General features: G+C 48.7%; 12 protein-coding genes and 1 other RNA gene. 9 read left to right on the forward strand and 4 right to left on the reverse strand.

Translation table 11 applies throughout. The features are described 5' to 3' along the window. The first annotated feature begins 80 nt into the window (after positions 1–80). Positions 81–2,270 (forward strand): esterase-like activity of phytase family protein, encoded by a 2,190-nt coding sequence (locus ACSHWX_RS06485; protein ID WP_435667383.1) that lies wholly within the window; start codon positions 81–83, stop codon positions 2,268–2,270. A gap of 85 nt (positions 2,271–2,355) precedes the next feature. Further along, positions 2,356–2,877: a hypothetical protein gene (locus ACSHWX_RS06490; protein ID WP_435667384.1), complete on the forward strand. Its 522-nt coding sequence runs from the start codon at positions 2,356–2,358 to the stop codon at positions 2,875–2,877. A gap of 20 nt (positions 2,878–2,897) precedes the next feature. On the opposite strand, the gene ACSHWX_RS06495 is transcribed toward ACSHWX_RS06490, so the two are convergent. Further along, a complete protein-coding gene (locus ACSHWX_RS06495; RefSeq protein ID WP_435667385.1) occupies positions 2,898–4,532 on the reverse strand; it encodes a chloride channel protein in 1,635 nt (544 codons plus the stop codon). A gap of 216 nt (positions 4,533–4,748) precedes the next feature. On the opposite strand from ACSHWX_RS06495, the gene ACSHWX_RS06500 reads away from it, so the two are divergent. Further along, positions 4,749–8,438, forward strand: coding sequence for an AsmA family protein (locus tag ACSHWX_RS06500; RefSeq protein WP_435667386.1), 3,690 nt, complete (start codon positions 4,749–4,751; stop codon positions 8,436–8,438). Here the strand turns inward: ACSHWX_RS06500 and ACSHWX_RS06505 are convergent. The 3 genes from ACSHWX_RS06505 to ssrA all read right to left on the reverse strand — a co-directional run bounded on the left by ACSHWX_RS06505 (position 8,435) and on the right by ssrA (position 9,639). Continuing rightward, on the reverse strand, positions 8,435–8,647 hold the full coding sequence (locus ACSHWX_RS06505; protein ID WP_435667387.1) for a ribbon-helix-helix domain-containing protein: 213 nt from the start codon (positions 8,645–8,647) through the stop codon (positions 8,435–8,437). The genes ACSHWX_RS06500 and ACSHWX_RS06505 overlap by 4 nt on opposite strands. Before the next feature lie 9 nt (positions 8,648–8,656). After that, positions 8,657–9,175 carry an SspB family protein gene (locus tag ACSHWX_RS06510; RefSeq protein WP_435667388.1) on the reverse strand — a complete coding sequence of 173 codons (519 nt, stop codon included), beginning with the start codon at positions 9,173–9,175 and terminating at the stop codon, positions 8,657–8,659. 107 nt (positions 9,176–9,282) lie between these two features. Next, positions 9,283–9,639: a transfer-messenger RNA gene (gene ssrA / locus ACSHWX_RS06515) on the reverse strand. A 105-nt stretch (positions 9,640–9,744) separates the two neighbouring features. Between ssrA and ACSHWX_RS06520 the strand changes: the two genes are divergently transcribed. The 6 genes from ACSHWX_RS06520 (at position 9,745) to hflK (ending at position 13,492) form a co-directional block, all read left to right on the forward strand. Next, positions 9,745–10,062 carry a DUF2853 family protein gene (locus tag ACSHWX_RS06520; RefSeq protein ID WP_435667389.1) on the forward strand — a complete coding sequence of 106 codons (318 nt, stop codon included), beginning with the start codon at positions 9,745–9,747 and terminating at the stop codon, positions 10,060–10,062. Between the two features lie 142 nt (positions 10,063–10,204). Further along, positions 10,205–10,666, forward strand: coding sequence for a YHS domain-containing (seleno)protein (locus ACSHWX_RS06525; RefSeq protein ID WP_435667390.1), 462 nt, complete (start codon positions 10,205–10,207; stop codon positions 10,664–10,666). 58 nt (positions 10,667–10,724) lie between these two features. After that, the gene (locus ACSHWX_RS06530) at positions 10,725–11,519 is read left to right on the forward strand and encodes a thymidylate synthase (protein WP_435667391.1); all 795 of its coding nucleotides are present in this window, start codon (positions 10,725–10,727) and stop codon (positions 11,517–11,519) included. Further along, positions 11,516–11,842 carry a phosphoribosyl-ATP pyrophosphohydrolase gene (locus ACSHWX_RS06535; protein WP_435667392.1) on the forward strand — a complete coding sequence of 109 codons (327 nt, stop codon included), beginning with the start codon at positions 11,516–11,518 and terminating at the stop codon, positions 11,840–11,842. The genes ACSHWX_RS06530 and ACSHWX_RS06535 overlap by 4 nt, the downstream gene beginning before the upstream one ends. Then, positions 11,835–12,347, forward strand: a complete 513-nt coding sequence (locus ACSHWX_RS06540; RefSeq protein ID WP_435667393.1) for a dihydrofolate reductase — start codon at positions 11,835–11,837, stop codon at positions 12,345–12,347. Before ACSHWX_RS06535 ends, ACSHWX_RS06540 begins: the two co-directional genes overlap by 8 nt. A 77-nt stretch (positions 12,348–12,424) precedes the next feature. Beyond that, on the forward strand, positions 12,425–13,492 hold the full coding sequence (gene hflK, locus ACSHWX_RS06545; protein WP_435667394.1) for an FtsH protease activity modulator HflK: 1,068 nt from the start codon (positions 12,425–12,427) through the stop codon (positions 13,490–13,492). The last annotated feature ends 1 nt before the right edge of the window (position 13,493 follow it).

Consider the following 13,493-nt stretch of genomic DNA (forward strand, 5'->3'; position numbering starts at 1 on the left):
ATGCCGAATTGTCATATCGCTGTTGTAATGGGCGACTAATCGAAGTCGCGGTTTAACCCACAACTCAGGAACCGCTTAACATGAAATCCGCTCACATTTTGGGTGCAATTGCATTTAGCGCTGTTAGTTTTACAGCCCTTAGTGCTGCTGCTGCCCCACATTTCAACCGAATCGCAAGTTTTCCAGTTGCCAGCAACATTCCAGCTGACATGGACGCCAAAAGTGAATCTTCGTCTGAAATTATTGCCGCGACAGAAGACGGCATGACCTTGGTTTATTCCGACAGCCCTTTGGGCGGACTTGGATTTGTCGACATAGCTGATCCCAAAGCGCCAAAACCTGCTGGTTTTATGGCACTTGGAGGTGAACCAACTTCCGTTTCTATTGCTGCAGGTATAGCATTTGTTGGTGTCAATACATCTGAGAGCTATGTCGCGCCGTCAGGCAATTTGGCAATTATCGACATCGCAAGCAAAACCGTTGTTGCGAGTTGCGATCTTGGTGGTCAGCCGGACAGTGTTGCGGTTTCAAAAGATGGCTCACTGGTCGCGGTTGCGATTGAAAATGAGCGTGACGAAGACCTAAATGACGGCGAACTTCCTCAATTGCCAGCTGGCATGGTGACAATCTTTGATATCGAAAGTGGCATGGCTAACTGCGATAGCATGAAGGTTGTTGATCTTACGGGCCTTGCTGAGATTGGTGGGACCGATCCTGAAGCTGAGTTTGTTGACTTCAATTCGCAAAATGAAATCGTTGTTTCCATGCAGGAAAACAACCACTACGCGATCATTGATGGCAAAACGGGTGAAGTTAAAAATCATTTCTCTGCCGGTTCTGTAGATCTTGAATATATCGACATTGATGAAGAACGTGCTTTTACATTCGATGGTGCTCAAGCTGCGCGTTTGCGCGAGCCAGATGCGGTGAAATGGTTGGATGATAATCGTTTTGTTGGCGCCAATGAAGGTGACTATAAAGGCGGATCGCGTAGCTTCACCATCTACAATAAAGATGGCTCTGTTGCTTTTGAATCCAATACTTCTTTGGAAGTTTTGGCCGCTCGAGCTGGTCATTACCCAGAAAAACGCTCCGGCAATAAAGGTGTTGAACCTGAGGGTTTGGCAACAGGGAAATTCGGCGACGACATGTATTTCTTCGTTCTTTTGGAACGTGCTTCAATGGTTGGTGTTTACAAAGACACAGGTGCGGCGCCTGAGTTCGTTCAACTTTTGCCATCTGGTATTGGACCAGAAGGCGCGTTGACTATTCCTTCTCGCAATCTTTTCGTTTCAGCAAACGAAGTCGATTTGATTGAAGATGGTGGTGTTCGCTCCCACGTCATGATTTATGAATTGCAGGATGCACCAGCGGCCTATCCACAAATCATGTCGGACATGGCGGATGAGCATCGGCCAATCGGTTGGGTAGCGCTGTCGGGTCTGGTTGCTGATGCTGATGTGGCTGGCAAACTTTATGCCGTCAACGATAGTTTCTTGCGTGCGCAGCCTTCAATTTACGAAATTGATGCGACGTCAAAACCTGCAAAAATCACCAAACGTATTGGTGTAACCCGTGACGGTGCGCCTGCCCAAAAGCTTGACCTTGAAGGCATTGCTTTGGACGGCAAGGGCGGCTTCTGGCTTGCTTCAGAAGGCCGGACAGATCGTTTGATCCCACATGCCATTTACAATGTGAATGCCAAGGGCGAAATCAAAGCCGAAATCCCGTTCCCTGCTGAATTGTTGGCTGTTGAGAAGCGTTTTGGATCAGAAGGTATCACGGTTGTTGGCGAAGGTGACGACACGGTTTTGTGGATCGCGATCCAACGTGAGTGGAAAGATGACCCCAAAGGCCAAGTGAAATTGGTTTCTTACAAGCCATCAACCAAAGAATGGGGCGCTTTGCGCTACCAACTTGAAACTGGCGAAAAAGGCTGGGTTGGCCTATCAGAAATTACCGCGCATGGTGACTATGTCTATATCGTTGAGCGTGACAACCAAATTGCTGAAAATGCAAAGATCAAAAAGCTATATCGCGTAAAACTTGCAGATATGGTTCCAGCGGCTCTTGGTTCAGAGTTGCCGGTCGTAGCTAAGGAAGAGGTTCGTGACTTCTTGCCCGACTTGAAATCGCTGAACGGATACGTTCAAGATAAAATCGAAGGCTTTGCAATTGATGCGTCTGGCGAAGGTTTTGCGATGACGGACAATGACGGTGTGGATGACCATTCCGGCGAGACATTGTTCTTCTCTATCGGCAAGATGTAGCATCAAAGTTGAATTGAGTTTTAAACGCCCGGGTCTTGGACCTGGGCGTTTTTTTGTGCATGTTCAACATAGCAAGGAGCGGGTGATGTCGATAGTTGATGTAATTTTGTCTTTTGATGGCAAGCATGTTGATGAATTAAAGCTTGCGGTAAAAAATGGAATTTCTGGTGCTGAATGGCATCAAGTCGCGACGTATTTTTCACATCCAGACACAAGGCTCCAAGCCAGTGCAACTTGGTTGGTGAAAACTGCGCTTGAACAGTCAAAGCCGGTGCCATCTGACGTAGTCGATAGCCTGTTGTCAAATTCAGCGCTGCTTACGGGATGGGAGGCAAAGCTTCACCTGCTACAGTCAATTCAGTTCTTAGATATTGACGATGCGCAAACGCAAAATGTGCGTGGGTTTATTAAATCTTGTGAAGCAAGCAGCAAAACTCTATTGCGCGTATGGGCACTCGACGCGTTTGTGCGGTTGAATTGCAATGATGAGATTGGCGTTGATATAGCGAAAGGCAAAACCCAATCGGCCCTCAAAGATGATGCAGCTTCAATGCGCGCTCGCGCACGAAACCTTTGCAATGAGTTCCCCCAATTGGCCAAGATTTAAATATCAATTCAAAAATAGTCCTACAGATGCTCTTCGCGGCTTTGTTCGACTAGAGCTTTGTTGAAGCTTGAAAGCGCGTCGACATGTGTGACCCATCCGACTTGGCGCATGCGTTTGCCGGTTCCTTCCATCACTGGAAGTCGTGATTTGTGGGTGGCGTCGAATGCACGAAGGGCGTTTTCCAGCGTGTCCTTGGATTTTAGCCAAGGCTTACCGGAAAGGATGTCGAAGGGTTCTTCCTCCCCCTCCTTATCAAATGGCGTCATGAAATCGCGCACCCGGAAATACTTCACAAAATGCCGGTGTGGGCCTTCTTCCAGCATGATGCCACGGGTGTAAAGTTGCCAGTAGAAGAATGACCGGCCCATAACGGCTTGGCTGATGCCGGTGGAAATAGACACTGCAAACAGCAAAGCAATTGAGAATGCAAAACCGCCGGTAAGTTCAAAAATCATAACGGTAGTGGATATTGGTGCGCCAAGCACTGCAGCGGCGACAGCTCCCATGCCAATGATGGCGTAGAGTGCCTCGGATGAGGCCATTTGTGGGAACAAGGCGGCCGCCATTAATCCAAATGCGCCGCCGGTCATCGCCCCCAAATACAGGGCCGGGGAAAATATCCCGCCGCCCATTCGCGACGCGAGCGTGATCGCCGTTGCTGCGGTTTTCGCGATGATGAGCGCCAGCATGGTTTGTAAGGACCAATGGTTGGTCAATGCCCCGTCGGTTGCTTCATATCCAACGCCCAGAATTTGCGGGAAGAACAGCGCGATGAACCCGACCGCCGCGCCACCGATGACTGGGCGGAAATAGTCTTTGATTTTGAAATGCCGCGCCACCCAGTCACTACCGATAAGTGAGGTTTGGAAGCAAATAGCAACGATTGCACAGGTAACACCCAACAGGGCGAAAGCCGGAATTTCCCAATAGGACGTTATTTGAAAATCAGGCACCAAAAATGCAGGATTGTCGCCAAACCAGCCACGAGACATGGTGGAAGCAATAACGGATGCGATGACAACGGGCACAAATGCGGACATCGCGAAGTGGCCAAGAATGACTTCATGGGCGAACAAAACACCAGCGATTGGCGCGTTAAAACTGGCTGAAATCGCTGCTGCGACACCGCAACCCAGCATAATCCTACGGGCGGAAGGGGGCAGTTCGAAATATCGAAATAATGCTTTTGAAACGGAGGCGGCGAAATAAACAACTGGACCCTCACGGCCTGCGCTGCCGCCAAATCCCAGTGTTATTGCCGATATCGCAGTGCCAACCAATGCTTCTTTGAGGGAAAGCTTTTTCCCGTCATGTGCGCGGGCTTCGATGACGTCCGCGACGCCACCATGTCGCGATTTTCGGCGAAAAAACAAAATTAGGCCAACAAGGCATCCACCAACGAGGGGGCCGCCAAAAGTGAACCACCAAGGCAGTGACGCTAACTTATCCAAAAAGCGTTCTGAAGTGGTGCCCAACCAGAGAAATTGCAGCCAACCGATTAGGGATCGAAAGAGAATCGCGACAGCGCCACCGGCAACACCTGCGCCAATAGATAGAAGCCACATTTTTGGCTGTTGGGCAGATCTAAATGACGCGAGGTGAGGGTGCACCCAGCGATAAACAACACGATAAATGAGGCGTGCATTTTTTGCCATTTTTGCGCGCGATCCCCCTAAAACCGCACTTGATCGTTAGTTTGTGATAGGCCTGTTTGACGCAGTTGTGCAAGAGGAAATAGCCTAAAGCGGTGATTTCACATGTGAATTGCCCATTCTTGCGACAATTTATGGTGACGAGCGGCTTACAAACGCATAGTGTTTTAAGTGAGTTTTGGAATTTTAAATGAACTTTGAAATGCTGCGGTTAGCTCGTTGTTAAATCGGCTTTATATTGTTGTTGGTGTTGTTGTTATTCTGCTGCTCGCGGCAGCATTTGTTGTGCCGCGGCTTTATGATTGGTCGCCTTATCGCGACCGCATGCAAGAAATCGCTTCTCAAGCGTTGGGGACACCTGTTGCGATAAATGGCGACTTATACTTCACGTTGTTGCCTCAACCGCAAATGCGTATGTCCAAGGTTGTTGTTGGCCCCGAAGATTCTCCTATTGCAGAAATTGAACTTGTTGCCGCCGATTTGGCGCTCATGCAGTTTTTGCGTGATTTTTATGAAGTGCAAAAACTGGTGCTGCACACGCCCACATTTCACTTAACAGTCGCGGAAGATGGCGGCTTTGAAATGCCGTTCTCGCTGGCGCAAAATGGTGGACGTGACAATGTTGCGATCCAGGATGCGCAGATCAACAATGGCAGTTTTTTACTGAGCGACATGCGATCCGACGAACATTGGCGTGTTGACGACATTCATGGAAATCTGAGTGTGACGGCCCTAAGGGGGCCATTTGCCTTTAATGGAAACGGTCGCCTAGACGAACGAGAGTTTGCCTTGCGGGTCAATACTTCGGATGTAAACGTGCGTGGTGATATCCGCATAAGTTCGTTTTTGACCCCGGCTGATAAGAGTTTTTCGCTTTCTAGTGAAGGGCTTTTGACCACCGCTGCTTTGTCGCCGTTTTATGATGGAGACCTCACCCTTCGCATTGCGCCACAAAATTTGGCTGAAAACGAAGTGCGCGGTGACGCAATTTTGGAAGCAAAAGTTCAGCTTGAGCCAGAGCGTTTTAAATTGACTGAATACTCATTGCTGCCGGATGAAAACCGTGCTGGAACCCGGTTGACAGGTGCTGTTGATTTGCGACTTGGGGCCGACCGTCAATTTGATGCGGTTGTTTCGGGCGGCGTGGTCAATTTGCTACCGGATGATGCGTTGAATGTGGGGGAAGATGACCCCTATGCGCTGGTGTCGTTGATTACTCAATTGCCCGCCCCACCGGCACTGGGTAATGTTGCCGGGACCATATCGGTTGATATTACAGAGTTGGGATTGCGCTCGATTGCGCTGAGGAATGTGCTTCTTGACGCCACGACAGATGGTGCGGATTGGCAGATTGAGAACTTTAGCGCCAAGCTACCCGGTGATAGCGCACTGAACCTTGCTGGCAAGTTGATCGATGCGCAGGGGTTTGCCGCATTTGACGGTAAGATGTCGCTTGATACTGATCGCTTGGATGCATTGGCCCGATCGTGGCGTGCATTTGGGGAAAGCAATCCGCTTTTCGGTGCCAAGGCGAGCTTGGTTGGTGACGTGGACTTTTCATCTTCAGGTGCAACTTTTGAAAACTTGGAATTTAATCTGGACGGGTTTGCCGTGCAGGGCCGTATAGACTGGCGTGAGGAAGAGATAAGACGTTTGAGCGTTACTGCTCAAATCGGTGCATTTGATCAAAAGGCAACTGAACAATTGCTTGGTTTGCTGCCCGATCCAAACCGTGCGAACAAATCTTTAAGTAGTTTCCCCGCAGGCACATTTGAGATGAGCGCCAATAGTTTGGGGCTTGGGGGGCAGCTTGCAAAAGATGTATTGCTCGAAACGGCTTGGACAAAAGACGGGGTAGAGGTTGAGCTGCTTCGAATTGGCAATATTGCCGATATTCGCCTCGATGGAAGCGGGCAGCTGCAAGGAACTGTCCAAGCCCCTCAATTGGTGCGGGGTAAGTTGCGTGCTGATTTGCAGCCTGATGCGGATGTTGCAGCACTTTGGTCCATTTTGCCATTACCAAAATTGCATTCTTCAATTGAAAATATTTTTTCCGCCAATCGACCGGCGCGTTTTGATTTTGATCTGTCCGAACCGGGTGGAGATGCGTCGCAGAAACTACTGTTAACCGGCGGTGCAGGCGACCTAAGCATGAACGCTGAGTTTGCGCTGAGCGAAGGGCTGGTGACGGCGTTTACATCGCCTTCTGAGGGCACACTACAAATCAATGCGCCATCAACCAATTCGCTTTTTGCACAATTGGGCATTCAAGACGCAGAGTTTGATACCGCTGCGGAAGCGGAGCTTGCCATTGAGTATAAGGGAACCATTTTCAACAGCGTCGATGTATCGGCACTCTATTCAAGTGCTGACAGTGCGCTGGGCTATCGCGGATCGCTAATTGTTTCGAATTTGAACCAGTTGCGGGGGCAGGGCGAGTTGCAAATTCGCCTGCAAGACCCGAGCGGGTTCTCGACTTTTCTTGGGCTGGATAGTTTTCATTTGCCCGGGCCACAAGGCAAGGCAAAGCTAAAATTCGTTGGGGCTGATGATGTTCGGTTGACTAATATTCAAGTTCGCGCTGGTGGTGAAGACATCTCTGGTGAGCTGACCCTTAAAAAACTTGCTGCCCAAAAAATCCTTACGGGTGAACTTAATGTGGGTCGACTGGATGTGAACGGTTTAGCGACGTTTTTGGGTGGACCGGCGGCGACAATTTCGTCTGGGGTCGCGCAGTGGCCGGATGGTCCATTTAATGTTGCAAACGGTGCGCGCAATAGTCGGGGCCGAGTTCATATCGAAACGCCACTTATTTTGGTCAATGGTGATGCGCTGATAAATGACGTCGGCTTTGACCTGACGTGGACGAACACTGAAAACCGTATTCGCAATCTGGTTGGTGGACGAGGACAGGGCGAAATATCAGCCGATATCTCAATTTGCTGCCACAGTTCGGTTGTCTCAAAGCAAGTTTCTGGCCGGTTTGGGCTTGATGGCATTACGATGGAAGACTTGTTTCCGTCGGCCATCAATGAACGGATATCGGGAGAAATTTCGGGGAGCGGCCAGTTTTCAGGATCTGGTGAGGATTTTCTTGCTGTCTTCAACAGTTTGGGTGGTGACGGCAGTTTTACTGTCTATGGCTTGACGATTAAAGACTTTGACCCAAACATTTTTGACAAGATTATCGCGATCAAAGATGTGCTGGCGCTCGACGCTACGGCGTTGGAGCAAAGGGTTCTTCAAGACCTTGCTGGTGCATCCTTTAATGCGCCGACGCTTGAAGGATTGTTCTCCATGGCGGCGGGGAAAATTCTTGTGAGCAACGTTTCTATGGAAGAAGCGCAGACACGCCTGTTCGGCGGCATCAGTCTTGATTTGATTGATTTTGTTCTTCAAAGCAATTGGTCGCTAACGCCAACACAAAATGTAGGCGATGGATCGGTGTTGAACGAGGCGACGGGCCGCGTGGATGTGCAAATTGATGGTACGCTTGAAGCGCCAGAATACCAAATTGACATTCAGCAAATGGTTGATTCAATCCAAGTCAAAGCGTTTGAGTTGGAATTGGAACGGCTAGAGAAATTGCGTGCAGAACAAGAAGCGCGTGCTTTAGCTCAGGCTGAAGAACAACAAAGACGCATGGCCGAACAAGCAGCGCAATTGGCTAAGGAAGAGGCAGAAAAGGCCGCGCGCGCTGCTGCAGAGCGACAAAAACGGTTAGATGAGGAGGCTGCAGCACGCGCTGCCTCAGAAGCCCTAAATCCTTCGAATGAAAACAATAGCGTGATTGAGCTGCCATCGCTAAATGGCGACGATGCGCCAATACTATTGCTGGATCCAGACGCGCTGTTTAGACCTGAATTGTTGGATCAAGCACCGATTGATTTGATAGAGGGCACCAATTAGTCGTCTGATGCGTTTTTGAGATGCTCAAGCACACAAAGACGTAGCGCTGACGCGAGATTTGTTGTTGCGCGGCTTTGGTCAATCGTTTCGATGAACTGGGTCAAACTGAGTTGGCGTTGTTTTGCCAACGCATCAATTTCAATCCAAAACTCATCCTCAAGCGCCACACTCGTGCGGTGCCCGGCAATCGTTATGGATCGCTTTTTCATGATGGTGAACTAGGGTTTTTTACGGAAAGAATCAAGGCTGACAACATTCTCAGTTTCGTCATCCTCACCCTTTTCGCCTGTTTGGTCTGCTAGTTCAGATTTCGGCTCGTCATCATCGCCATTGTCCGGCCCATCATCAGCAGGTGTAGATGCCACGGCATCACCATTTTCGTCCATCACATCAAATTGCAGCCCGAATTGAACGGACGGGTCAAAGAAGCCTTTGATGGAAGAGTAGGGAACAACAAGATGTTCAGGCTGCCCGTCAAACGACAGACCGACCTCAAAACCATTTTCGTTGATTTTTAAGTCCCAATATTGGTTTTGCAATACGATGGTCATTTCATTTTCGTATTGCTTGAGCAAGCGCTCAGACACCCGCACACCAGGGGCGGTTGTGACAAACGAAATGAAAAAGTGATGTTCGCCGGGAAGTCCGGTTTTTCCTACTTCGCTCAGCACTTTTTTAACGACACCACGTAGTGCATCTTGTGCAAGTACATCATAGCGAATGAGGTCTTCGGACATCGCATTTCCTTATTGTCACTTCGAATCCAATTGAAGACAATAACAGCCCTATAATTCGAGCGATTGCAAGAGGATAGGTGGTCAAACTTTGGAAGCGGTAAAAAATTAGTGCAGGTTTCTGTTGCCAGGTACCTGCGAACCCCGCCTAGACCCTGCTAGGGGAATAGGGCTTCAATTCGAGGTGTCGAACCGCTTACGCAGCCAAACGAGCCTCAGCGAAGTTGTCATTTGCAACTATCATAATGGCCCGATGCGGTGGTACCATGCCGAGCGAAAGCTAACCCTTTACACCCTCGTCGATCCTATTTCGCCCCCAAAATCCGTGCTTTAGCAAAGCATCAGATAAATTGGTGGAGGCGCCGGGTACCGCCCCCGGGTCCGAATGGTTTATTACGATCGCGATTTATCGCCGTAGCTGTTTCCAGCACCCCTAATATAAGCGCCTTAAACGAAATTGCAATCCATTGAGTGATGCCAATTTGCTTTACAGGCAATGTTGCTTGTGGAATCGTTACATCTGTAAAGTCACATGTTTGGAAGTGGCGGCGGATTTAATGGGAGAAAATTGGATGAGCAAGCACTTAGAAGAAATTCAAAAATATGATGCGAAGGCCGATCCGGCTGTCGTCGAAAAAATGGCGAAGACCTACCGATTGGTTCTGAGCAAGCGCGACAGCGCCTATGTTGCGGTTAGCGACGCGGCTGAATTGAAAACAGTTCGTGAGAATTTCTTGAAGAAGAAGCTTGGCTTGTCTGATAGCGACGAGAAATTGGATGCCATTATCGCTGGCGTTGCTGATGAAATGAAAGCAGACCGGATGAAAGAGCGTCTAACGTTTTATTATCTGTGCGCAAAAAAAGCAGGCAAGCTTTCAGTATTTTCTTAAGGCGCTCTGACTTGAAGTAGACAATGATTTCGGCGCCCCATGATGGCGCCGTTTTCTTGTCGCGCCAATGTGATCGCTATTTGAAATGACATGGCCAGCGGAATTGATAATGTACCTTCAAAATTGATTGGAGAATATCATTATGCAACGTCGTTCATTTCTCGTTTCTGGCCTAGCGTTTGCTGGTGCAACGCTCTTTATGAACACACCAACATTTGCGGCAGCTGAAATTTTCACGGGAATTGTGCCCGGCGTCGCCGTTGGTGGATATGATAGTGTCTCCTATTTCACGGCAGGTGAGCCGACCAAGGGTGATGAGAAGTTCTCTACGACTTATAAAGGTGCTAAATGGTTGTTTTCCAGCCAAAACAATCTGGATATGTTCGTCGCAAACCCTGAAAAATATGCGCCTCAATATGGCGGTTATTGTGCTTACGCCGCTTCAAAAGGGGCGTTGGCAAAGGGTGATCCTGAAGCTTGGACGATACATGATGAGAAACTTTATCTTAATTTCTCAAAATCGGTTCGCGGGATTTGGCGACAAGACATTCCTGGCAATATCAAAAAGGCTGACGCTAATTTTCCAGGTCTGGTTGGAAAATGATTTTGGTTTGCGCATCGGGGGCTGCCGCAGGCGCTAAGAATCATTTATATCTGACGATATGCAGACATATTTGAACTTACTCAGTCATGTGATGGAAAATGGTGTTGATCGGGGTGATCGCACGGGTACCGGCACGCGCGGCGTGTTTGGCTACCAAATGCGGTTTGATCTTCAACAAGGCTTTCCGCTGCTGACCACTAAAAAACTTCATCTCAAATCCATTGTCCACGAACTGTTATGGTTTTTGATGGGCGAAACGAACATTGCCTATTTAAAAGAGAATGGGGTGCGTATTTGGGATGAGTGGGCGGATGAAAATGGCGATTTAGGACCAGTTTATGGTTCTCAATGGCGGTCTTGGCCTGCGGGTGACGGCCAATCAATTGATCAAATTCATCGATTGGTGGACGGCATCAAGAACAACCCTAATTCGCGCCGACATATTGTTTCAGCTTGGAACCCGGCTGAAATTGAAAATATGGCGCTGCCGCCATGCCATTGTTTGTTTCAGTTCTTTGTGGCGGACGGCAAATTGTCGTGTCAGCTCTATCAACGCTCGGCGGACATATTTTTAGGCGTGCCCTTCAACATTGCGTCATATGCGTTGCTGACCCATATGGTGGCGCAGGTGACCGGACTTGAAGTGGGAGACTTTGTGCATACGTTTGGCGATGCGCATATTTATCACAATCACTTCGAGCAAGCTCGCCTTCAGCTTACTCGCACGCCAAAGCCTTTGCCCCAATTGGTGATAAACAAACAACGTACGTCGATATTTGATTTCGAGTTCGATGATTTTTCCTTTGAGAATTATAATCCCGATCCAACCATCAAAGCGCCAATTGCCGTATGAGTGAGAGTTCACTGAAAATGCTCACCCAGAAGGTAATTCAGGTTAGCGATATATATGCAGCGCGGTGCGATATAAATCGCGATGATGATTGGTATGCGCTTAAACTTACTGAGGAATTTGGTGAACAGAACGCCGAATATTTGCGTATGACAGGTAGGGCGCGAAAAAAAGGTATGAGTTCACAAGACATTCAAGCCGCCATGGGTGCGGAATGTGCGGATGTATTTGCGCATTTGATGCTATTCGCGGCGCATAACGGAATCGATTTGGAAAAAGAATTAGACGCAAAATGGCTATCGCGATTGGAACATAAAGATGGTTGATGACGTCAAAATTTCGCTGATCGCTGCTGTACCAAAAAACAACGTCATTGGCGCGGACGGCGACATGCCGTGGTATTTGCCGTCGGACTTTAAGTTTTTTAAAGCCACGACTATGGGTAAGCCGATGATTATGGGGCGTAAACAATTCGAAACCGTGGGCAAACCACTACCGGGCCGTACGAATATTGTGGTGACCCGTCAGAAAAATTATCAGCCAGATGGTGTGATTGTCATCAACGATTTTCACGCGGCAATCGATCATGCAAAGTCAATTGCGAAGGCGGATGGGTTGGATGAAGTGATGATCATCGGTGGAGGTGAGATTTATAAACTCGCCATGCCGCTTGCTGATCGGCTCTATATCACGCATATTGACGCTGAACCTGCTGGCGACACTGTTTTTCCCGAAATAGACGGGCAATGGGCCTGTATAAACAAGCCTAATGTCGTGCCTAGCGAAAAAGACACAGCAAAATATCAGATTTCGGTATACGAAAAGAGATAAAATCGGAGCGCGCATTGATCCTGAGGCGCGGTTTTCCTATATAGACAACAAAGTTTAGATCAATTGAAAGGTCTCAAATGTCTCGGAATGACAATAATAGCGGTGGCCCATGGGGCCAATCACCTGGCGGCGGCGGCGGTGGACCTCGGCGTCCAAGTGGTCCTCCTAAGCTTGAAGAAATTCTTTCCCAAGGGCGCGATCAGTTTAAAGGTGGCATACCTGGAGGCCGCTGGGGCTTCTTGATTGCTGCCGTTGTACTTTTGGGTGTTTGGTTGTCTCAAGCTGTTTATACAGTTGAAGCGCAAGAAACTGGCGTGGAATTGCTTTTCGGTAAGCCGAAACTAGAGTTATCAGAGCCTGGTCTTCATTTCCATCTTTGGCCACTTGAAACTGTTGAGAAAGTGACAACCACACAAAACCAAACACGAATTGGTTCTATTCGTGGCTCACGGACCAATCAAGGTTCTGAAGGTCTGATGCTAACAGGCGATCAAAACATTGTTGATGTTGGTTTCTCTGTGCTTTGGCGCATTGGCAACCCAGCAGACTATTTGTTTAACGTTCGCGATCCAGAAGGCGTTATGCGCCAAGCTGCAGAAAGCGCGATGCGTGAAGTTGTTGGCCGTCGTCCAGCTCAAGACGTGTTCCGTGATGATCGTGAAGGCATCGCCTTGCAAGTTGAGCAAATTACTCAAGCTATTTTGGATAGTTATGGCGCAGGCATGAACATTGCTGGCGTGTCCATCGAAGACGCTGCTCCACCAACGGAAGTGGCTGACGCTTTTGACGAAGTTCAGCGTGCTGAACAAGACGAAGACCGTTTCCAAGAAGAAGCGCGTCAATATTCAAACACCAAACTTGGTCAAGCTCGTGGTCAAGCTGCTCAACTTCGCGAAGAAGCTGCAGCTTATAAAGATCAGATTGTTAAGCAAGCGCAGGGTGAGGCAGCACGATTTGTTTCAGTTTATGACGAATATGCAAAAGCTCCAGCCGTGACGCGTAAGCGGTTGTTCCTTGAGACAATGGAAAACGTGCTTGGTCAGTCTGAAAAAGTAATCATTGAGAGTGGTGCGGGGTCAGGTGTAGTGCCTTACTTGCCGCTGCCAGAAATCAACTCTCGGTCTAACTCGAATGCGGGGAACTAAT

Origin of the sequence: Maritalea sp. (assembly GCF_051251695.1) — a bacterium.
Classification (GTDB): domain Bacteria; phylum Pseudomonadota; class Alphaproteobacteria; order Rhizobiales; family Devosiaceae; genus Maritalea.

Coding starts and splice junctions, on each gene's coding strand:
- ACSHWX_RS06485 (WP_435667383.1), top strand. CDS start 81: ATGAAATCCGCTCACATTTTGGGTGCAATTGCATTTAGCGCTGTTAGT.
- ACSHWX_RS06490 (WP_435667384.1), top strand. CDS start 2,356: ATGTCGATAGTTGATGTAATTTTGTCTTTTGATGGCAAGCATGTTGAT.
- ACSHWX_RS06495 (WP_435667385.1), bottom strand. CDS start 4,532: ATGGCAAAAAATGCACGCCTCATTTATCGTGTTGTTTATCGCTGGGTG.
- ACSHWX_RS06505 (WP_435667387.1), bottom strand. CDS start 8,647: ATGAAAAAGCGATCCATAACGATTGCCGGGCACCGCACGAGTGTGGCG.
- ACSHWX_RS06510 (WP_435667388.1), bottom strand. CDS start 9,175: ATGTCCGAAGACCTCATTCGCTATGATGTACTTGCACAAGATGCACTA.
- ACSHWX_RS06520 (WP_435667389.1), top strand. CDS start 9,745: ATGAGCAAGCACTTAGAAGAAATTCAAAAATATGATGCGAAGGCCGAT.
- ACSHWX_RS06525 (WP_435667390.1), top strand. CDS start 10,205: ATGCAACGTCGTTCATTTCTCGTTTCTGGCCTAGCGTTTGCTGGTGCA.
- ACSHWX_RS06530 (WP_435667391.1), top strand. CDS start 10,725: ATGCAGACATATTTGAACTTACTCAGTCATGTGATGGAAAATGGTGTT.
- ACSHWX_RS06535 (WP_435667392.1), top strand. CDS start 11,516: ATGAGTGAGAGTTCACTGAAAATGCTCACCCAGAAGGTAATTCAGGTT.
- ACSHWX_RS06540 (WP_435667393.1), top strand. CDS start 11,835: ATGGTTGATGACGTCAAAATTTCGCTGATCGCTGCTGTACCAAAAAAC.
- hflK (WP_435667394.1), top strand. CDS start 12,425: ATGTCTCGGAATGACAATAATAGCGGTGGCCCATGGGGCCAATCACCT.